Origin of the sequence: Cognatitamlana onchidii (assembly GCF_004804355.1) — a bacterium.
Classification (GTDB): Bacteria; Bacteroidota; Bacteroidia; order Flavobacteriales; family Flavobacteriaceae; genus Cognatitamlana; species Cognatitamlana onchidii.
The window spans coordinates 295,626-310,307 of record NZ_SRWZ01000004.1 but is presented as its reverse complement, the minus strand read 5'-3'; the positions used below and the strand labels follow the sequence as shown (position 1 = coordinate 310,307).

At 34.7% G+C, this 14,682-nt stretch carries 17 protein-coding genes; 10 read left to right on the top strand and 7 right to left on the bottom strand.

Annotated features, from left to right (window positions below; translation table 11 throughout):
• Positions 1-5: 5 nt before the first annotated feature.
• The 7 genes from E5D58_RS10015 (at position 6) to groL (ending at position 5,587) form a co-directional block, all read left to right on the top strand.
• A complete protein-coding gene (locus E5D58_RS10015) occupies positions 6-344 on the top strand; it encodes a hypothetical protein (RefSeq protein WP_136481719.1) in 339 nt (112 codons plus the stop codon).
• A 14-nt stretch (positions 345-358) separates the two neighbouring features.
• Positions 359-1,633 carry a sigma-54 interaction domain-containing protein gene (locus tag E5D58_RS10010; RefSeq protein ID WP_136481718.1) on the top strand — a complete coding sequence of 425 codons (1,275 nt, stop codon included), beginning with the start codon at positions 359-361 and terminating at the stop codon, positions 1,631-1,633.
• Positions 1,623-2,174, top strand: a complete 552-nt coding sequence (gene lptE, locus E5D58_RS10005) for an LPS assembly lipoprotein LptE (RefSeq protein WP_136481717.1) — start codon at positions 1,623-1,625, stop codon at positions 2,172-2,174. The genes E5D58_RS10010 and lptE overlap by 11 nt, the downstream gene beginning before the upstream one ends.
• A complete protein-coding gene (locus E5D58_RS10000) occupies positions 2,152-3,084 on the top strand; it encodes a hypothetical protein (protein WP_235835892.1) in 933 nt (310 codons plus the stop codon). Before lptE ends, E5D58_RS10000 begins: the two co-directional genes overlap by 23 nt.
• Positions 3,084-3,461, top strand: coding sequence for a preprotein translocase subunit SecG (secG, locus tag E5D58_RS09995; RefSeq protein ID WP_136481716.1), 378 nt, complete (start codon positions 3,084-3,086; stop codon positions 3,459-3,461). The genes E5D58_RS10000 and secG overlap by 1 nt, the downstream gene beginning before the upstream one ends.
• Before the next feature lie 152 nt (positions 3,462-3,613).
• Positions 3,614-3,889 carry a co-chaperone GroES gene (locus tag E5D58_RS09990; RefSeq protein ID WP_136481715.1) on the top strand — a complete coding sequence of 92 codons (276 nt, stop codon included), beginning with the start codon at positions 3,614-3,616 and terminating at the stop codon, positions 3,887-3,889.
• A gap of 66 nt (positions 3,890-3,955) precedes the next feature.
• Positions 3,956-5,587: a chaperonin GroEL gene (gene groL / locus E5D58_RS09985; RefSeq protein ID WP_136481714.1), complete on the top strand. Its 1,632-nt coding sequence runs from the start codon at positions 3,956-3,958 to the stop codon at positions 5,585-5,587.
• 82 nt (positions 5,588-5,669) lie between these two features.
• Here groL and E5D58_RS15030 read toward each other — a convergent pair whose 3' ends face one another.
• The 7 genes from E5D58_RS15030 to xrtF all read right to left on the bottom strand — a co-directional run bounded on the left by E5D58_RS15030 (position 5,670) and on the right by xrtF (position 11,181).
• Positions 5,670-6,209 (bottom strand): collagen-like protein, encoded by a 540-nt coding sequence (locus E5D58_RS15030; protein WP_205660312.1) that lies wholly within the window; start codon positions 6,207-6,209, stop codon positions 5,670-5,672.
• 124 nt (positions 6,210-6,333) lie between these two features.
• Complete coding sequence (locus tag E5D58_RS09975) at positions 6,334-6,708, bottom strand: heavy-metal-associated domain-containing protein (RefSeq protein WP_136481713.1); 375 nt, start codon at positions 6,706-6,708, stop codon at positions 6,334-6,336.
• A gap of 10 nt (positions 6,709-6,718) precedes the next feature.
• Positions 6,719-8,965 carry a TonB-dependent receptor gene (locus tag E5D58_RS09970; RefSeq protein ID WP_136481712.1) on the bottom strand — a complete coding sequence of 749 codons (2,247 nt, stop codon included), beginning with the start codon at positions 8,963-8,965 and terminating at the stop codon, positions 6,719-6,721.
• A complete protein-coding gene (locus tag E5D58_RS09965; protein WP_136481711.1) occupies positions 8,966-9,688 on the bottom strand; it encodes a heavy-metal-associated domain-containing protein in 723 nt (240 codons plus the stop codon). It abuts the gene before it with no gap.
• A 61-nt stretch (positions 9,689-9,749) separates the two neighbouring features.
• Positions 9,750-10,151, bottom strand: coding sequence for an HYC_CC_PP family protein (locus E5D58_RS09960; protein ID WP_235835891.1), 402 nt, complete (start codon positions 10,149-10,151; stop codon positions 9,750-9,752).
• A gap of 57 nt (positions 10,152-10,208) precedes the next feature.
• The gene (locus tag E5D58_RS09955) at positions 10,209-10,637 is read right to left on the bottom strand and encodes an exosortase F system-associated membrane protein (protein ID WP_136481710.1); all 429 of its coding nucleotides are present in this window, start codon (positions 10,635-10,637) and stop codon (positions 10,209-10,211) included.
• On the bottom strand, positions 10,630-11,181 hold the full coding sequence (gene xrtF, locus E5D58_RS09950; RefSeq protein ID WP_136481709.1) for an exosortase family protein XrtF: 552 nt from the start codon (positions 11,179-11,181) through the stop codon (positions 10,630-10,632). The genes E5D58_RS09955 and xrtF overlap by 8 nt, the downstream gene beginning before the upstream one ends.
• A gap of 76 nt (positions 11,182-11,257) precedes the next feature.
• Here xrtF and E5D58_RS09945 point away from each other — a divergent pair, with 76 nt between their 5' ends.
• The 3 genes from E5D58_RS09945 (at position 11,258) to E5D58_RS09935 (ending at position 14,668) form a co-directional block, all read left to right on the top strand.
• A complete protein-coding gene (locus E5D58_RS09945) occupies positions 11,258-11,713 on the top strand; it encodes a GAF domain-containing protein (RefSeq protein ID WP_136481708.1) in 456 nt (151 codons plus the stop codon).
• 188 nt (positions 11,714-11,901) lie between these two features.
• Positions 11,902-13,434 (top strand): bifunctional phosphoribosylaminoimidazolecarboxamide formyltransferase/IMP cyclohydrolase, encoded by a 1,533-nt coding sequence (purH, locus tag E5D58_RS09940; protein ID WP_136481707.1) that lies wholly within the window; start codon positions 11,902-11,904, stop codon positions 13,432-13,434.
• Between the two features lie 205 nt (positions 13,435-13,639).
• Positions 13,640-14,668 (top strand): rod shape-determining protein, encoded by a 1,029-nt coding sequence (locus tag E5D58_RS09935; protein WP_136481706.1) that lies wholly within the window; start codon positions 13,640-13,642, stop codon positions 14,666-14,668.
• Positions 14,669-14,682 lie beyond the last annotated feature (14 nt).

The following is a 14,682-nucleotide window of genomic DNA, read 5'->3' as shown; positions in this document are numbered from 1 at the left end:
TTGAAGTGGAGTTTAACTTTAACAATAAAACGTTTTCATTATTAGAAAACTCAAAAGAGGGCAAAGTAAATTCTGAAACAATATTTAAATATAAGCAAGAAGGCAATATGGTAACAGCTGAATATTATGGCGGTCTAATTAAATACGGAACCATAATTGCCAGTTTAAAAAATAATGAACTCAATATGTTATACCAATGTATAACAGTAGAGAACGAGTTAAAAGCAGGAAAGGCTAAAGCCAAAATAAGCTTAAATTCAAACAATAAAATAATCCTTAAACTTTATTGGAAATGGTTATTAGATAATAAAGAGGAAGGTATTTCAGAATATATTGAGAATTAAATATTAAAAAATAAATGGAATCAGTTCAAGCTATAAAACAACGCTTTGGTATTATTGGCAATGCACCTTCTTTAAACCGCGCCATCGAAAAAGCTATACAAGTAGCACCCACTGATATTTCGGTTTTAGTAACAGGAGAAAGTGGTGTAGGTAAAGAAAGTATTCCTAAAATTATTCATCAATTATCTCACAGAAAGCACAACAAATATATTGCAGTTAATTGTGGTGCTATTCCAGAGGGCACCATAGATAGTGAATTGTTTGGTCATGAAAAAGGAGCTTTTACCGGCGCCACGCAAACCCGAGCTGGGTATTTTGAAGTCGCCGACGGTGGAACCATATTTCTTGACGAGGTTGGAGAATTACCCCTTACCACCCAGGTACGTCTTTTACGCGTTTTAGAAAATGGCGAGTTTTTAAAGGTGGGATCAAGTAAGGTTCAAAAAACAAACGTTCGTATTGTTGCAGCCACTAACGTAAATATGCAAGAAGCCATTGAAAAGGAAAAATTTCGAGAGGACCTTTATTACAGATTAAGTACTGTCGACATTAATTTACCTCCTCTTCGTGAGAGACAAGGGGATATTCATTTATTATTTAGAAAATTTGCCAGTGACTTTGCTTTAAAATATAAAATGCCAACCGTAAAGCTCTCTGATAATGCCGTGCAAGTATTATTAAAGCACCGATGGGGCGGCAACATCCGTCAGTTAAGAAACATTGCAGAGCAGCTTTCAGTATTAGAGCAAAACAGAACTATTACTGCAGATGTTTTAAGAAGTTATTTACCGGCTTCTGCCAACACCAATCTGCCTGCGGTAGTTAAAACATCGAAGTCTGAAAGCGATTTTAGTAGTGAGCGCGAAATTCTTTATAAAGTCCTTTTTGATATGAAAAGCGATTTAAATGATTTAAAGAAGCTTACCATGGAGCTCATGAAAAATGACAATTCAAAAGATGTTGAAAAGAATAACGAAAGTTTAATTCAAAAGATTTATGGCAATGATGACAAAGAAGAAAACTTTGACTACCAAGAACCTGTTGTGCCCGACACCTCTGTTCTATCAATTCCTGAACACAATCTAGAGGCCGAAGACACCATTATTCAAGATAAATATCATTTTGCTGAAGAAATTCAGGAAGAAGAAACCTTATCGCTTCATGATAAAGAATTAGAATTAATTAAAAAATCGCTTGAACGTCACAACGGAAAGCGTAAATTAGCTGCAGCCGAACTTGGGATTAGCGAAAGAACCCTTTACAGAAAAATCAAACAATATGATTTGTAAAAAATCATTAATACACCATAATACGTTGCGTTATTTTTATAATATAAAATCAGTTTTAATTTGCTCCTTAACGCTATTACTTTTTAGCTGTGGTCCTTATTCGTTTACAGGCGCCTCCATTCCTACTGGCACTAAAACTTATCAGGTTAATAGATTTGATAATATAGCCCCTCTCATTGAACCAGGATTAGAACGTGATTTTAAAATTGCATTAGAAGATTTAATACAAAACCAAACCAATTTAACTTTAGTTCCGTCGGGAGGCGATTTAGTTTATGAAGGCGAGATAACCCAATACCGAATTTCTCCAACCACCGCAACTGCCGATCAAACCGCTGCACAAAATAGATTAACCATAGCGGTAAAAGTTAGGTTTTTTAACAGAAAAGATAAGGAGGACGATCTAGAACAAACTTTTTCGTTCTTTTATGACTACCCAGGTACAGAACAACTTATTGGCGGGCAAAAAACTACAGCTCATGAAGAAATTTTTGAACGTATAACCCAAGATATTTTTAATGCCACTCTGGCAAAATGGTAATGACTTTGTGATGACACCAAACGATTTTATAAAGATCCTTCAAAAACCTCATGCCATATCACATGAACAAACTGAAGGTGTAAAATCAATTATTGATAAATATCCTTATTTTCAATCGGCAAGAGCGCTTTACTTAAAAGGACTAAAAGACCAAAGCAGCATAACTTACAATCAAGAATTAAAAGTAACAGCAGCATATACCACAGACAGAAGTATTTTATTCGATTTTATAACCTCGGATGCATTTGTGCAAAATGAAATTTCTGAAATTATCAAGCAAAATACGGCTCATTTAAGAGAAATTGAAGTGAACATAGAAGATATCTCTCTTAACAAGAGTACGGCCATTGACCAAGAATTAGAAGACAGAATAGAAGCGACAGAGGAAACACTGCACCCAGACCTATTTCAACCAAAAACTCCAGACACCCCTCTTAAAGAAACCGAAGTACCCCAAAAACCTACCGCTGAAGAAATTTTAGATATTGGTAAACCTCTTCAATTTAAAAAAACAGAAACGCACTCCTTTAATGAATGGCTAAAACTAACCCGTTTTAAATCCATTGAAAGAATAATAAAGCAAGACGCCTTAGAGCCTGAAGACAAAACTAAACCGGCATCAGAAAAAGAAAAGAAATTTGAACTTATAGATAAGTTTATATCAACCAATCCCAAAATTAAACCGACCAAACCAGTTTCTCAAAAAGGGAATTTGGCTAAAGCCCAGATGATACAGCCCGAAGCCCTAATGACAGAGACTTTGGCTCGTATATATGTAGAACAAAAAAACTATAAAAAGGCCATTCAATCGTATAAAATTTTAAGTTTGAAATATCCAGAAAAAAGTAGTTTCTTTGCAAACCAAATTAAAGCGGTAGAACAATTACAAGAACAAAATAAAAAAGAATAATGAGTACGTTTACAATATTTTTAGTCCTTATAGTGGTTGTAGCCTTTTTACTTGTCGTAGTAATTATGGTTCAAAACCCTAAAGGTGGTGGTTTATCATCTTCTTTCGGAGGTGGCGGCACACAACAATTAGGTGGTGTAAAAAAGACAACAGACTTTCTTGATAAAAGTACTTGGACTCTAGCAACGGTATTATTAGTATTGATACTTGCATCAAACATTACCATAAACAGAGGAAACTCAAGTATCGATTCGAAAGCACTAGATCCAGATGCCCAAACAACACAGCCTTTACCCGAAGCATTGCCTAACGCATCTGAAGAAACATTACCAGTAACGGGCTCAAACAATGAAACCTCTGAAAACGAAGCAGAGTAACTGTACATTCATATGTAATACGATTAAAAATGTCAACTTACAAAGTTGACATTTTTTGTTTCTGCAAGTTTGTCAGTCACTCTATATTGGCACATTTTTCGTATAACGCATTAGCGTTAAATAATAACTTAATAATTAAAATATAAAACAAAATGGGATTAAACATTAAACCATTAGCAGATAGAGTTCTTATTGAGCCTGCTGCTGCTGAAACCAAAACAGCTTCTGGGATTATCATTCCAGACAATGCCAAAGAAAAACCTCAAAAAGGAACCGTTGTTGCTGCTGGCCCCGGTACTAAAGACGAACCTATTACAGTTAAAGTTGGCGACACCGTTTTATATGGAAAATATGCTGGCACAGAGTTAAAACTTGAAGGCAACGATTATTTAATCATGCGTGAAAGTGACATTTTAGCAATAATCTAAAACTATTAATTCAACTAAAAAGACCTCTAGCAAAATGCTAAAGGTTAAAAACAAAAATATATAAAAATGGCAAAAGATATAAAATTTGATATTGAAGCTCGCGATGGTTTAAAACGCGGTGTAGACGCTTTGGCAAATGCGGTTAAAGTTACTTTAGGACCTAAAGGACGTAACGTAATTATTAGTAAGAGCTTTGGCGCGCCTCAAGTAACTAAAGATGGTGTTTCTGTAGCTAAAGAAATTGAACTTGAAGACGCTCATGAAAACATGGGTGCGCAAATGGTTAAAGAAGTTGCTTCAAAAACTAACGATTTAGCAGGTGATGGTACTACCACTGCTACGGTCTTGGCTCAAGCTATTGTAAAAGAAGGCCTTAAAAACGTAGCGTCCGGCGCCAACCCAATGGATTTAAAACGTGGTATTGATAAAGCTGTTGATGCTATTACCACCGACCTTGAAGACCAAGCAAAAAAAGTTGGGAACTCTTCAGAAAAAATAAAGCAAGTTGCTGCAATTTCAGCTAATAACGATGATACTATCGGGGAATTGATTTCTAAGGCTTTCGAAAAAGTTGGCAAAGAAGGCGTTATTACAGTTGAAGAAGCTAAAGGAATGGATACCTATGTTGATGTGGTTGAAGGTATGCAATTCGATAGAGGCTACTTATCTCCTTATTTTGTTACAGATTCTGACAAAATGATTGCCGATTTAGAAAATCCTTATATCTTATTATTCGACAAAAAGATTTCTAACCTTCAAGAAATTCTTCCAATCTTAGAACCTGTTGCTCAATCTGGTCGTCCGTTGTTAATAATTGCCGAAGATGTTGATGGTCAAGCCTTGGCTACTTTGGTTGTAAACAAGTTAAGAGGAGGATTAAAGATCGCAGCTGTTAAAGCTCCTGGTTTTGGAGATAGACGTAAAGCTATGCTTGAAGATATTGCCATCTTAACAGGAGGCACGGTTATTTCTGAAGAACGCGGATTTACATTAGAAAATGCTGATTTATCCATGTTAGGTACTGCAGAAACAGTGACCGTTGATAAGGACAATACTACTATCGTTAATGGTTCTGGTGATGCCGATGCCATCAAAGCAAGGGTTAATCAAATTAAATCGCAAATTGAGACTACCACGTCTGATTATGACAAAGAAAAGCTTCAAGAGCGCTTAGCTAAATTAGCTGGCGGTGTTGCTGTTCTTTATGTAGGTGCAGCAAGTGAAGTTGAAATGAAAGAAAAGAAAGACCGTGTTGATGATGCCTTACATGCTACCAGAGCTGCCGTTGAAGAAGGTATTGTTGCAGGAGGTGGTGTTGCCTTAGTAAGAGCTAAGTCTATTTTAGAAAAAATAGAAACCACTAATTTAGATGAAACAACCGGCGTTCAAATAGTAAATAAAGCTATTGAAGCACCTTTAAGAACTATTGTTGAAAATGCTGGTGGCGAAGGTTCTGTTGTTATCAATAAAGTCTTGGAAGGCAAAAAAGATTTTGGTTATGATGCTAAATCTGAAGCCTATGTAGACATGCTTAAAGCAGGTATTATTGACCCTAAGAAAGTAACACGTATAGCCTTAGAAAATGCTGCTTCTGTTGCTGGTATGATCTTAACAACCGAATGTGCTTTAATAGACATTAAAGAAGATGCTCCTGCTATGCCTCCAATGGGTGGCGGTGGCATGCCGGGAATGATGTAATAAAGATGTTCATATCGCCAAACAAAAAAATCCGAAGCTAATAAACTTCGGATTTTTTTTATGCACTTAAAGCTCTTTTTAATTAAAGAAAGTCATTAATATCAAAAGAACTTGCTTCAGCAGCGGCCCCTGGAACTAAGACAAATTTAACATCCCAACTTGCATCATTAAGCAGGTAAAACAAAGACACCTTTCCTACTTCTATTGTTAAAATTTCTACAACTATGGTAGATGTAACTGTTGTCCCTGTTGGGGTAGAGACTTCTTCCAGCAAAGAGAATGGTAATGGACTCCAAGATGAGTTATTTTCACTTTCTGATATGTAAGCATAAACCAATCCATTATCAAAAATATCTTGAGTCAATTGAGGAACATTAAACTCTATTACCCCAGTCTCACCAGACTGCAGTAACTGATCTTCAAACAACACTGTTTTTACACTTCCACTTCCGGAGTCCCCTGGATCACCTTTCTCACCTTTTTCTCCCTGTGGCCCCTGAGGCCCTTGAACCCCCTGTGGCCCTTGTTCTCCTGGAGCACCATCCTCAGCCGAACATGAAAAAGCCAAAACCACAACAAGCGCCAAAGCCAGATATTTCATTTTTGATAATAATGTTTTCATACGTAATTTTTTAAATTGTTTTCTAATAAGTTATTGCTTTTATCTAAGCATAAAGGAAACGAATTTAAACTTTTTTTATTATAAATCCATATAATACTTGCTTCAAAAAAAGACCGTATCTAAGCTACTTATCTCTTTCTTTAATTGTGTTATCCTCATGATCCTTCCTAACTTCATTATCTCTATACCTGCAACAAGGGTGCACTGTAGCATATGCTTCATCTGTTGCTTTTAAATCTTTAACATCATGACCTACTCCTAAAATATTTGATTGAATAGTGTTAATATCTGTTTTGCGTTCATCATAAATAAGTCTTAACTCATGTGTATTAACATTCCAAACGGCCGATTTTACACCTTTGGTTTTATAACAGGCTTTCTCAATTCTGGTTTTACACATCATACAAACCCCATTAACCTCCATACTTGCCTTAGCATTTTTATTTTGTCCGTAACCTAATGAAGCTGTTAACATAATAAGTATTACAATTGTTTTCATAATTTCTCTTTTAATTTATTCTAAATCTAAGTCCTAAATAATATAAACTTCCAAATACTGGACCATACACAAACGTGGTATCAAAATTGGGTCCAAAAGGATCATTGGCTGCCAAAATTGGATTTGGCTGCCTTAAATTGGTAATATTTTCTCCTCCTAAATACATCTCAAATTTACTAGAAAAAACTTTTGTTAGTTGCGCGTTTAAGGTTGCCACAGTTGGAGTATAATTTGGCAGTCTGTATTCAGGAGGGTTCGTAACCGTTGAAGAAAATCGTTGCTTACCCAACCAGTTGAACGTTGCATCAAATTTCCACTGTCCCGTTTCCTTAATTTGGGTTTCGTAAGATGCATTTGCAAATACTCTATGCTTGGGCACAAGAGGTTTATCAAGGGTTCCAGAGACATATTGCGTTTTAACCTCATAATATTTGTAGGCCATTCTTAAATCAAAACGCTCGAAGGCGTTATAATTAAATTCAAACTGAAAACTATTTGCAAAACTATCTCCATTTAAATTATAAAAACTCACTTCTTGTGGGTTTTCATAATCTACAACTACTTGATTTTGAAAGTCTGTTCTATAAAAATCTAAAGTCACATCGGCCTTTCTTCCAAACAGATTAAACCCTTGCAAAAAGGACAGACCATAATTCCATGCAATTTCAGGGTTTAATCCGTATATATTCCCATCGGGATTTAAAATATTAAGACGCCTTGATGTTGAAAACATATTTTGGTTTTCTGCAAAAATATTAGCACTTCGCTTTCCCCTCCCAAAAGAAGCTCTAAATGCCGACTTTTCCCAAGGTGTATAACGCATATGAAACCTTGGTGTTATAAAAGTGCCTAACAAATTATGCGTATCTATACGCAGACCAGCAGTAAGATTGAGTTTATCTAAATTATCAAAATTATACTCAAAAAAGGCACCTAAAGAACGTGCCGTACGCTCATACTTTGGTTCTAAATCTGATGCCGTTAATAATTCATCGTAATGATCGTAAGTATAACTTAACCCTGTTTTAATTTTATGCCGAGAATCACTAATAATAGAATTATAAATAGCATTTGAGTACACACTATTATGCTTTATATTATATGAATTCAACCCAAAATAAGATGCTTGCTCATGGCTACTAAATGCTGCTTGCACCCCAAGACTTTGGTAAGGAATATTTGGATTTACGTACCCTAGTTTTGATGATATCTCATATCTTCTGGTATCAATCTCACTCCCCCAAGCGTTAGTAGTCAACTTATCCGTTGTAGGATTAAAATGAAGCTCACCAGTTTGCTTTTCATCATTTAAAAATTTCAAATTAATAAAACTAACAAGCCCTTTTTCTGGATTCGTATATTGCCATCTATTCAAAATATTTATTTGATTGTAGAGCGGCATATCTAAAAACCCATCATTATTTAAATCATGCTTTTTATTATGTGAGTTTCCATGTAAATACAACCCTGTACTCCATTTATCATCTACCATAGTATTAAAATGTGTATTAAGTTCTACGCGCTCACTGGAAGCCCCATAAAGATTAATAAATAGCTTATCATCTGTAGTCGGCTTAACCAATTCAGCGTTTATTTGTCCGGCAATACTTTCGTACCCATTCACAACGCTTCCAGCCCCTTTGGTTATTTGAATACTTTCCACCCTAGTCCCAGGAATAAAACTTAATCCAAAAGCTTGAGAAGCCCCTCTTATTGAAGGAATATTTTCTGTTGCTATTAAGATATAAGGACTGGTAAGCCCCAACATTTTTATCTGCCTTGTACCAGTTAAAGCATCTGCAAAATTAACATCAATTGACGGATTCGTTTCAAAACTTTCAGCCAAGTTACAACAGGCCGCTTTTAACAATTCATCACTACTTACGGTAAACGTATTTGTTGCTTTTAAATATGATTTAGCTGTTGCTTGTTTTCTGGATTTTACAGTTACAGCCTCTAAGCTGCTTGTGGGACTCAACCAATGCTCAATGTATTGAGGCTCATTAATCTTTAAAGTATCTGTTTTAAAACCAACATAGCTTACTACTAATTCTTTAAATCGTGGCTCATAGGCAAGCGAAAATTGGCCATTTATATCGGTAACAGTTCCTATATTGGTATGAAGCCAATAGACATTAGCCCCAGGCAAAACCAAATGTTTGTTATCTGGATTATCCTCAAAAATCACACCACTAATATCATTTTGTGATGTCACTAATTCTGGTAACATCAACAAAAAAACTAATATAAATCGCATCTAATTAAATGATTTTATTAGCATGAATAGGGCCATTACAATCATAATGGTGTTTTCAATAAATGTAGCCTTAGTCATAGGAAGTTTTAAAACCGTACCTAGGCATGCACATTGTATAGTTTGTTTTTTAAGAAGCACTTTTATTACTCCCACAGTAGTCACACCAAGTAAAACAAGCGTTAACGCCAATGCACTATCTATTTGTATACGTATTAAAAACATAAGTCCGAGCACGAGTTCAAGAAAAGGATAAACCCAGGCGTATAGAGGAACCTGTTTGGCTATAGGATCATACATTCTAAAAGAGTTTGTAAACCCTTTTAGATCAAGAAATTTAAAAAAACTAAATACGATAAAAAATAGCCCCATAAAATCTAACATAAAACTTGAAACGTTCCAAGTTTTAAAATTAAGTAACAGGGCCGTACACGAAATATAGGCAAAAATTAAAAACAATGGAAATAGTTGCTTAACTAGACTGTCTTCTTGCGACATTAGACTTGAAGTACTAAGGTCTTTTTTAGCAACTGCTATAGTATACTTATTTGAAAGCGCTTTTTGTAACGTTAGAATTGGAATATGGTTATCCATTTCAATAATCGCCTCAGCGCGCTCAAGATTAACCGAAGCCATTTTTACATCAGGTACGTTATTTAATACTTCTTCTACCGATACTCTACAATTATTACAGGTCATACCCGTAACGGTATATATATGTTTCATTTTGAAATAATTTGAATTAAAAAAATATGCTTTCCTAAAAAGGAACTGAAATACTTTTTCATCAAATTAAATACACTTCATCTAAAACATGAATATCATGCACCAAATTGGGTGGAGCGTAATCCTGGTGAGGAATGGTTTGTTTTGGTAAGCTTTCAAAACTATTTAAATAACTAAATAAATAGCTGGCAAAAAAATACTGCTGTTTAATGTCTAAATCATCAGAGGAGGTAACACTTAGTTCGTCTTGTCCTTTTACAACCTGAATTTCATCTTTACAACAGGATTTTTCCTGAAGGACTTCAAGTGTTTCCATTTGGCATTTTTCAGCCTCCACAAACATGGAAACATCTATTAAAACATCACCACAATAATGCTTTTCTATGGCAATAGAAACTGTTGAAAACAGCACCAATAAGGCCATAAACACCGGCAATATTTTATATAGTAGAAGTCTTGTCACGGTACAAAAATAGCAAAAAGCCTTTGAGAGCAAACCAATTTATCGAATGTTTAACACTTAACTTTTAAGTTTATGATAATAAAAAGCTGGTAGCAATAAAATTAAAATAATAGGTTGTATTAAAAATCTGCGCACGTTAAAAAATAAATAATAATCTTCTTGCTTCGGATTGACAACAAAATACAAGTAGGCCAACATAAGCAAACAAAATCCTATTCCATAGATTAGCAAAGAAAACTTGATTACACTTTTATCTTTAAAAACTAAAAACAAAATACCTAATGAAATTATAGTATTTAAAGCAAAACGATAGGTGGTAAAAGCCACAAGTTTGGCTACCTCCCTTCTTGGGCTATCTATATACAAGTAATCATTTTGAAAGAACGTTAAATAAGGGTCATAAAACAAAACATCCTCATAAAAACGAATTAGCAGAAGACCTAATACTAAAACCCCAATACATAATAAGCTTAGTATTTTATACATTCTTTGTGTTTAATTTTGAAAACCTATTCACCCAAAAAACCCAAAGCAAAAACACAAGACCGTAAATTACAAAAGGGAAGATAACATTATGCAAAATATGTTCGTGTTGTGGGTAACGATATAAGCCTACGGTGAGCATTACAATTCTTAACAGATTCACAACATAAATTAAAACACTACCTGCCAAAAGGTAGATTAGTGTTGTCTTTAACCTTGCTGAAAACGCCACAACAAATGAAATAAACAAAATAATAACACTCCATCCGTTACATCCCTCTATTATCCTTGCTATATAGGTGCCATTTATTATAACTTTTACAGAAGGCTCATCAGTATGAGGTACTACGACAGATTGATAACCCAAAGCATCTAGAACATTATCGGTCTGTATGGACACAAGATGTGTAAAATAATCCGGATAATACATGGATCCATCCGAATACTGTAAATAAAACGTGTAGGCAAAAGACAAGACAACGTAAACCAATAAAAACGTAACAATAAACCTTATAACGGCTTTATATTTCGAAAATAATGCTTTCAATTGCTTTTTATATCCTTAAAATAATAGAATGTCGAAATTACATCTTTTTAAATACTTTTGCTAAAACTTTACATCAATGATTTTTGAAAAACTGAAACCACAAGTAATTTCTATAGTTTCAAACACCAAAATAACCACTAACGAACGTTTATTACAAATATGCGAGTTGCTTGAAACTAGCATTTCATACTATAACTGGGTTGGGTTTTATTTTAAAAATGGCGACAAAGAAGAGTTGCTTCTTGGACCATATATTGGCGAACCTACCGATCATACAGTCATTCCCTTTGGAAAGGGTATTTGTGGGCAAGTAGCAGTGAGCAATAAAAATTTTGTGGTGCCAGATGTATCCGCGCAAGATAACTATATAGCATGCAGTATAACCGTAAAAGCTGAAATCGTGATCCCTATTTTTGTTAATGGTGAAAACATTGGTCAAATAGACATTGATTCCAATACCCCTAACCCCTTTACGGAAGCTGATGAACGATTTTTAGAATTTGTTTGTAACCAAGTGGCATCTATACTTTAAGCATGATGTTTAAGAGCATTTGAATTTCTTTAAATTACAAAAAACACAAACATTTTTAATATTTCTAAGCTTGTTAATTCATAGAAATAAGTACTTTTGCAATTATTTTAAAAACTCAGTCTAATTCACTGATAAACAAGCATAAAATCACATTCTTCCAGAAGAATAAAAATTAAATTAAAGCAATAATGAGCAACACAAAAACTATTAAATCGGCATTAATATCTGTATTTAGTAAAGATGGTTTAGAACCCATTGTTAGAGAACTTGATAAACAAGGTGTAACTATTTACTCAACTGGTGGCACAGAAAAATTTATTAACGACTTAGGCGTAGGTGTTGTTCCTGTGGAAGATGTAACCTCTTACCCTTCTATACTTGGAGGCCGTGTAAAAACTTTACACCCTAAAGTGTTTGGAGGCATCTTAAACAGACAAAACCACGATGGTGATGTTGCTGAATTGGCTGAATATGAAATACCTCAAATAGATGTCGTTATTGTTGACTTATATCCTTTTGAAAAAACAGTAGCTTCTGGAGCAAATAACCAAGATATTATTGAAAAAATTGATATTGGTGGCATTTCTCTAATTAGGGCTGCAGCTAAGAATTATGCCGATGTTATCTGTGTATCTTCTGTAAATGACTATTCAGAATTTTTAGAACTAATTTCAAATAACAATGGTTCTATTTCTGAAGAAGATAGAAAACGTTTTGCTGCTAAGGCGTTCAACGTATCTTCACATTATGACACAGCTATTTTTAATTATTTCAACAAAAACAATGAAGAAACTGTTCTAAAAATAAGCGACCAAAATGGCAAAACTTTAAGGTATGGTGAAAACCCACATCAAAAAGGTTTCTTTTTTGGCGATTTTGATGAACTATTTACCAAACTACATGGTAAAGAGTTAAGCTATAATAATTTACTTGATGTCGATGCTGCAGTAAATTTAATGTTAGAATTTAAAAATGACGCACCAACTTTTGCCATTTTAAAACACAATAATGCTTGTGGTTTGGCACAGCGCGACACCCTACACCAAGCTTATGTTGATGCTTTAGCTGGCGATCCTGTTTCTGCCTTTGGAGGGGTTTTAATAAGTAATTCTGAAATTGACTTAGCTACGGCAGAAGAGATACATAAATTGTTCTGCGAAGTTGTAATTGCGCCGTCTTTTTCTGATAAAGCATTGGAACTATTAAAAGGTAAAAAGAACAGAATTTTACTTGTAATTCATGATATTGAGATGCCAAAAACGAACGTACGAAGTTGTTTAAATGGTGTTTTAGTACAAGACAGAAATAGTGTGACCGATCAGGCCAAAGACTTAAAAACTGTTACAAATTTAGCACCAACAACAGCTCAAATTGAAGATTTACTGTTCGCTTCTAAAATATGCAAACACACCAAGTCTAATACCATTGTTTTAGCCAAGAACAAACAATTATGTGCCAGCGGCACAGGGCAAACAAGTCGTGTAGATGCTTTGCAACAAGCCATTCACAAAGCTAAATCTTTTAACTTTGATTTGAATGATGCTGCCATGGCAAGTGACGCTTTCTTTCCTTTCCCAGATTGCGTTGAAATTGCTAAAAATGCTGGAATAACAGCTGTCATTCAACCTGGAGGATCTATCAAGGACCAACTCAGTATTGATTATTGTAATGATAATAATTTAGCCATGGTTATGACAGGTACTCGTCATTTCAAGCACTAGATTTACTCTAAATTATCCTTCATAAATTTAATTAATTCATCGGTTTTTATACGGTTACCCAACAGTCTAAAAATCGATGAATTACGTATAAGAATCAGGTGTTTTATTTAAAAATGAATTTGAAGCTTGTAAAGCTCATATATTTATCAACTTTTATTACATTTACGGGGTTCGATTTTAAACCAAATTAAATTACTTTTAGCGCATGGGCTTTTTTGACTTCTTAACTGAAGATATTGCAATTGACTTAGGTACTGCAAATACTCTCATTATCCATAACGACAAAGTTGTTGTTGATGCTCCTTCAATTGTAGCTCGAAACCGAGTTACAGGAAAAATCACACATGTCGGACAAGAAGCTAGCTTAATGCAGGGGAAAACTCATGAAAACATCAAAACCATTCGTCCATTAAAAGATGGGGTTATTGCCGACTTTGATGCTTCTGAACAGATGATTAGTATGTTTATAAAAAACATACCCGCATTAAAGAAGAAATTCTTTTCTCCTGCTTTACGAATGGTAATTTGTATTCCTTCAGGTATTACAGAAGTTGAAATGCGCGCAGTAAAAGAAAGTGCAGAACGTGTAAACGGAAAAGAAGTTTACCTAATTCATGAACCTATGGCAGCGGCTATTGGTATTGGTGTTGATATTATGCAACCAAAAGGTAATATGGTGGTTGATATAGGTGGTGGAACTACTGAAATTGCCGTCATAGCTTTAGGAGGTATTGTTTGTGATAAATCGGTTAAAATTGCAGGGGACGTATTTACCAATGATATTGTTTATTATATGCGAACACAGCATAACTTATATGTTGGTGAGCGTACTGCTGAAAAAATAAAAATTCAAATAGGTGCAGCTACTGAAGATTTAGAGTTACCACCAGAAGACATGAGTGTTCAAGGACGTGATTTACTTACTGGTAAACCAAAGCAAGTATCGATTTCTTATAGAGAAATAGCTAAAGCACTTGACAAATCTATTCTGAGAATTGAAGATGCTGTTATGGAAACGTTATCACAAACCCCGCCTGAACTGGCCGCCGATATTTACAACACAGGTATATATTTAGCTGGTGGTGGTTCTATGCTGCGTGGGCTAGATAAACGATTGTCTCAAAAAACAGATTTACCTGTTTACATTGCTGAAGACCCATTAAGAGCTGTAGTTCGTGGTACGGGTATTACGCTTAAAAACTTACCTAAATACAAGAGTGTATTGATAAAATAATCGCATAAAACAGC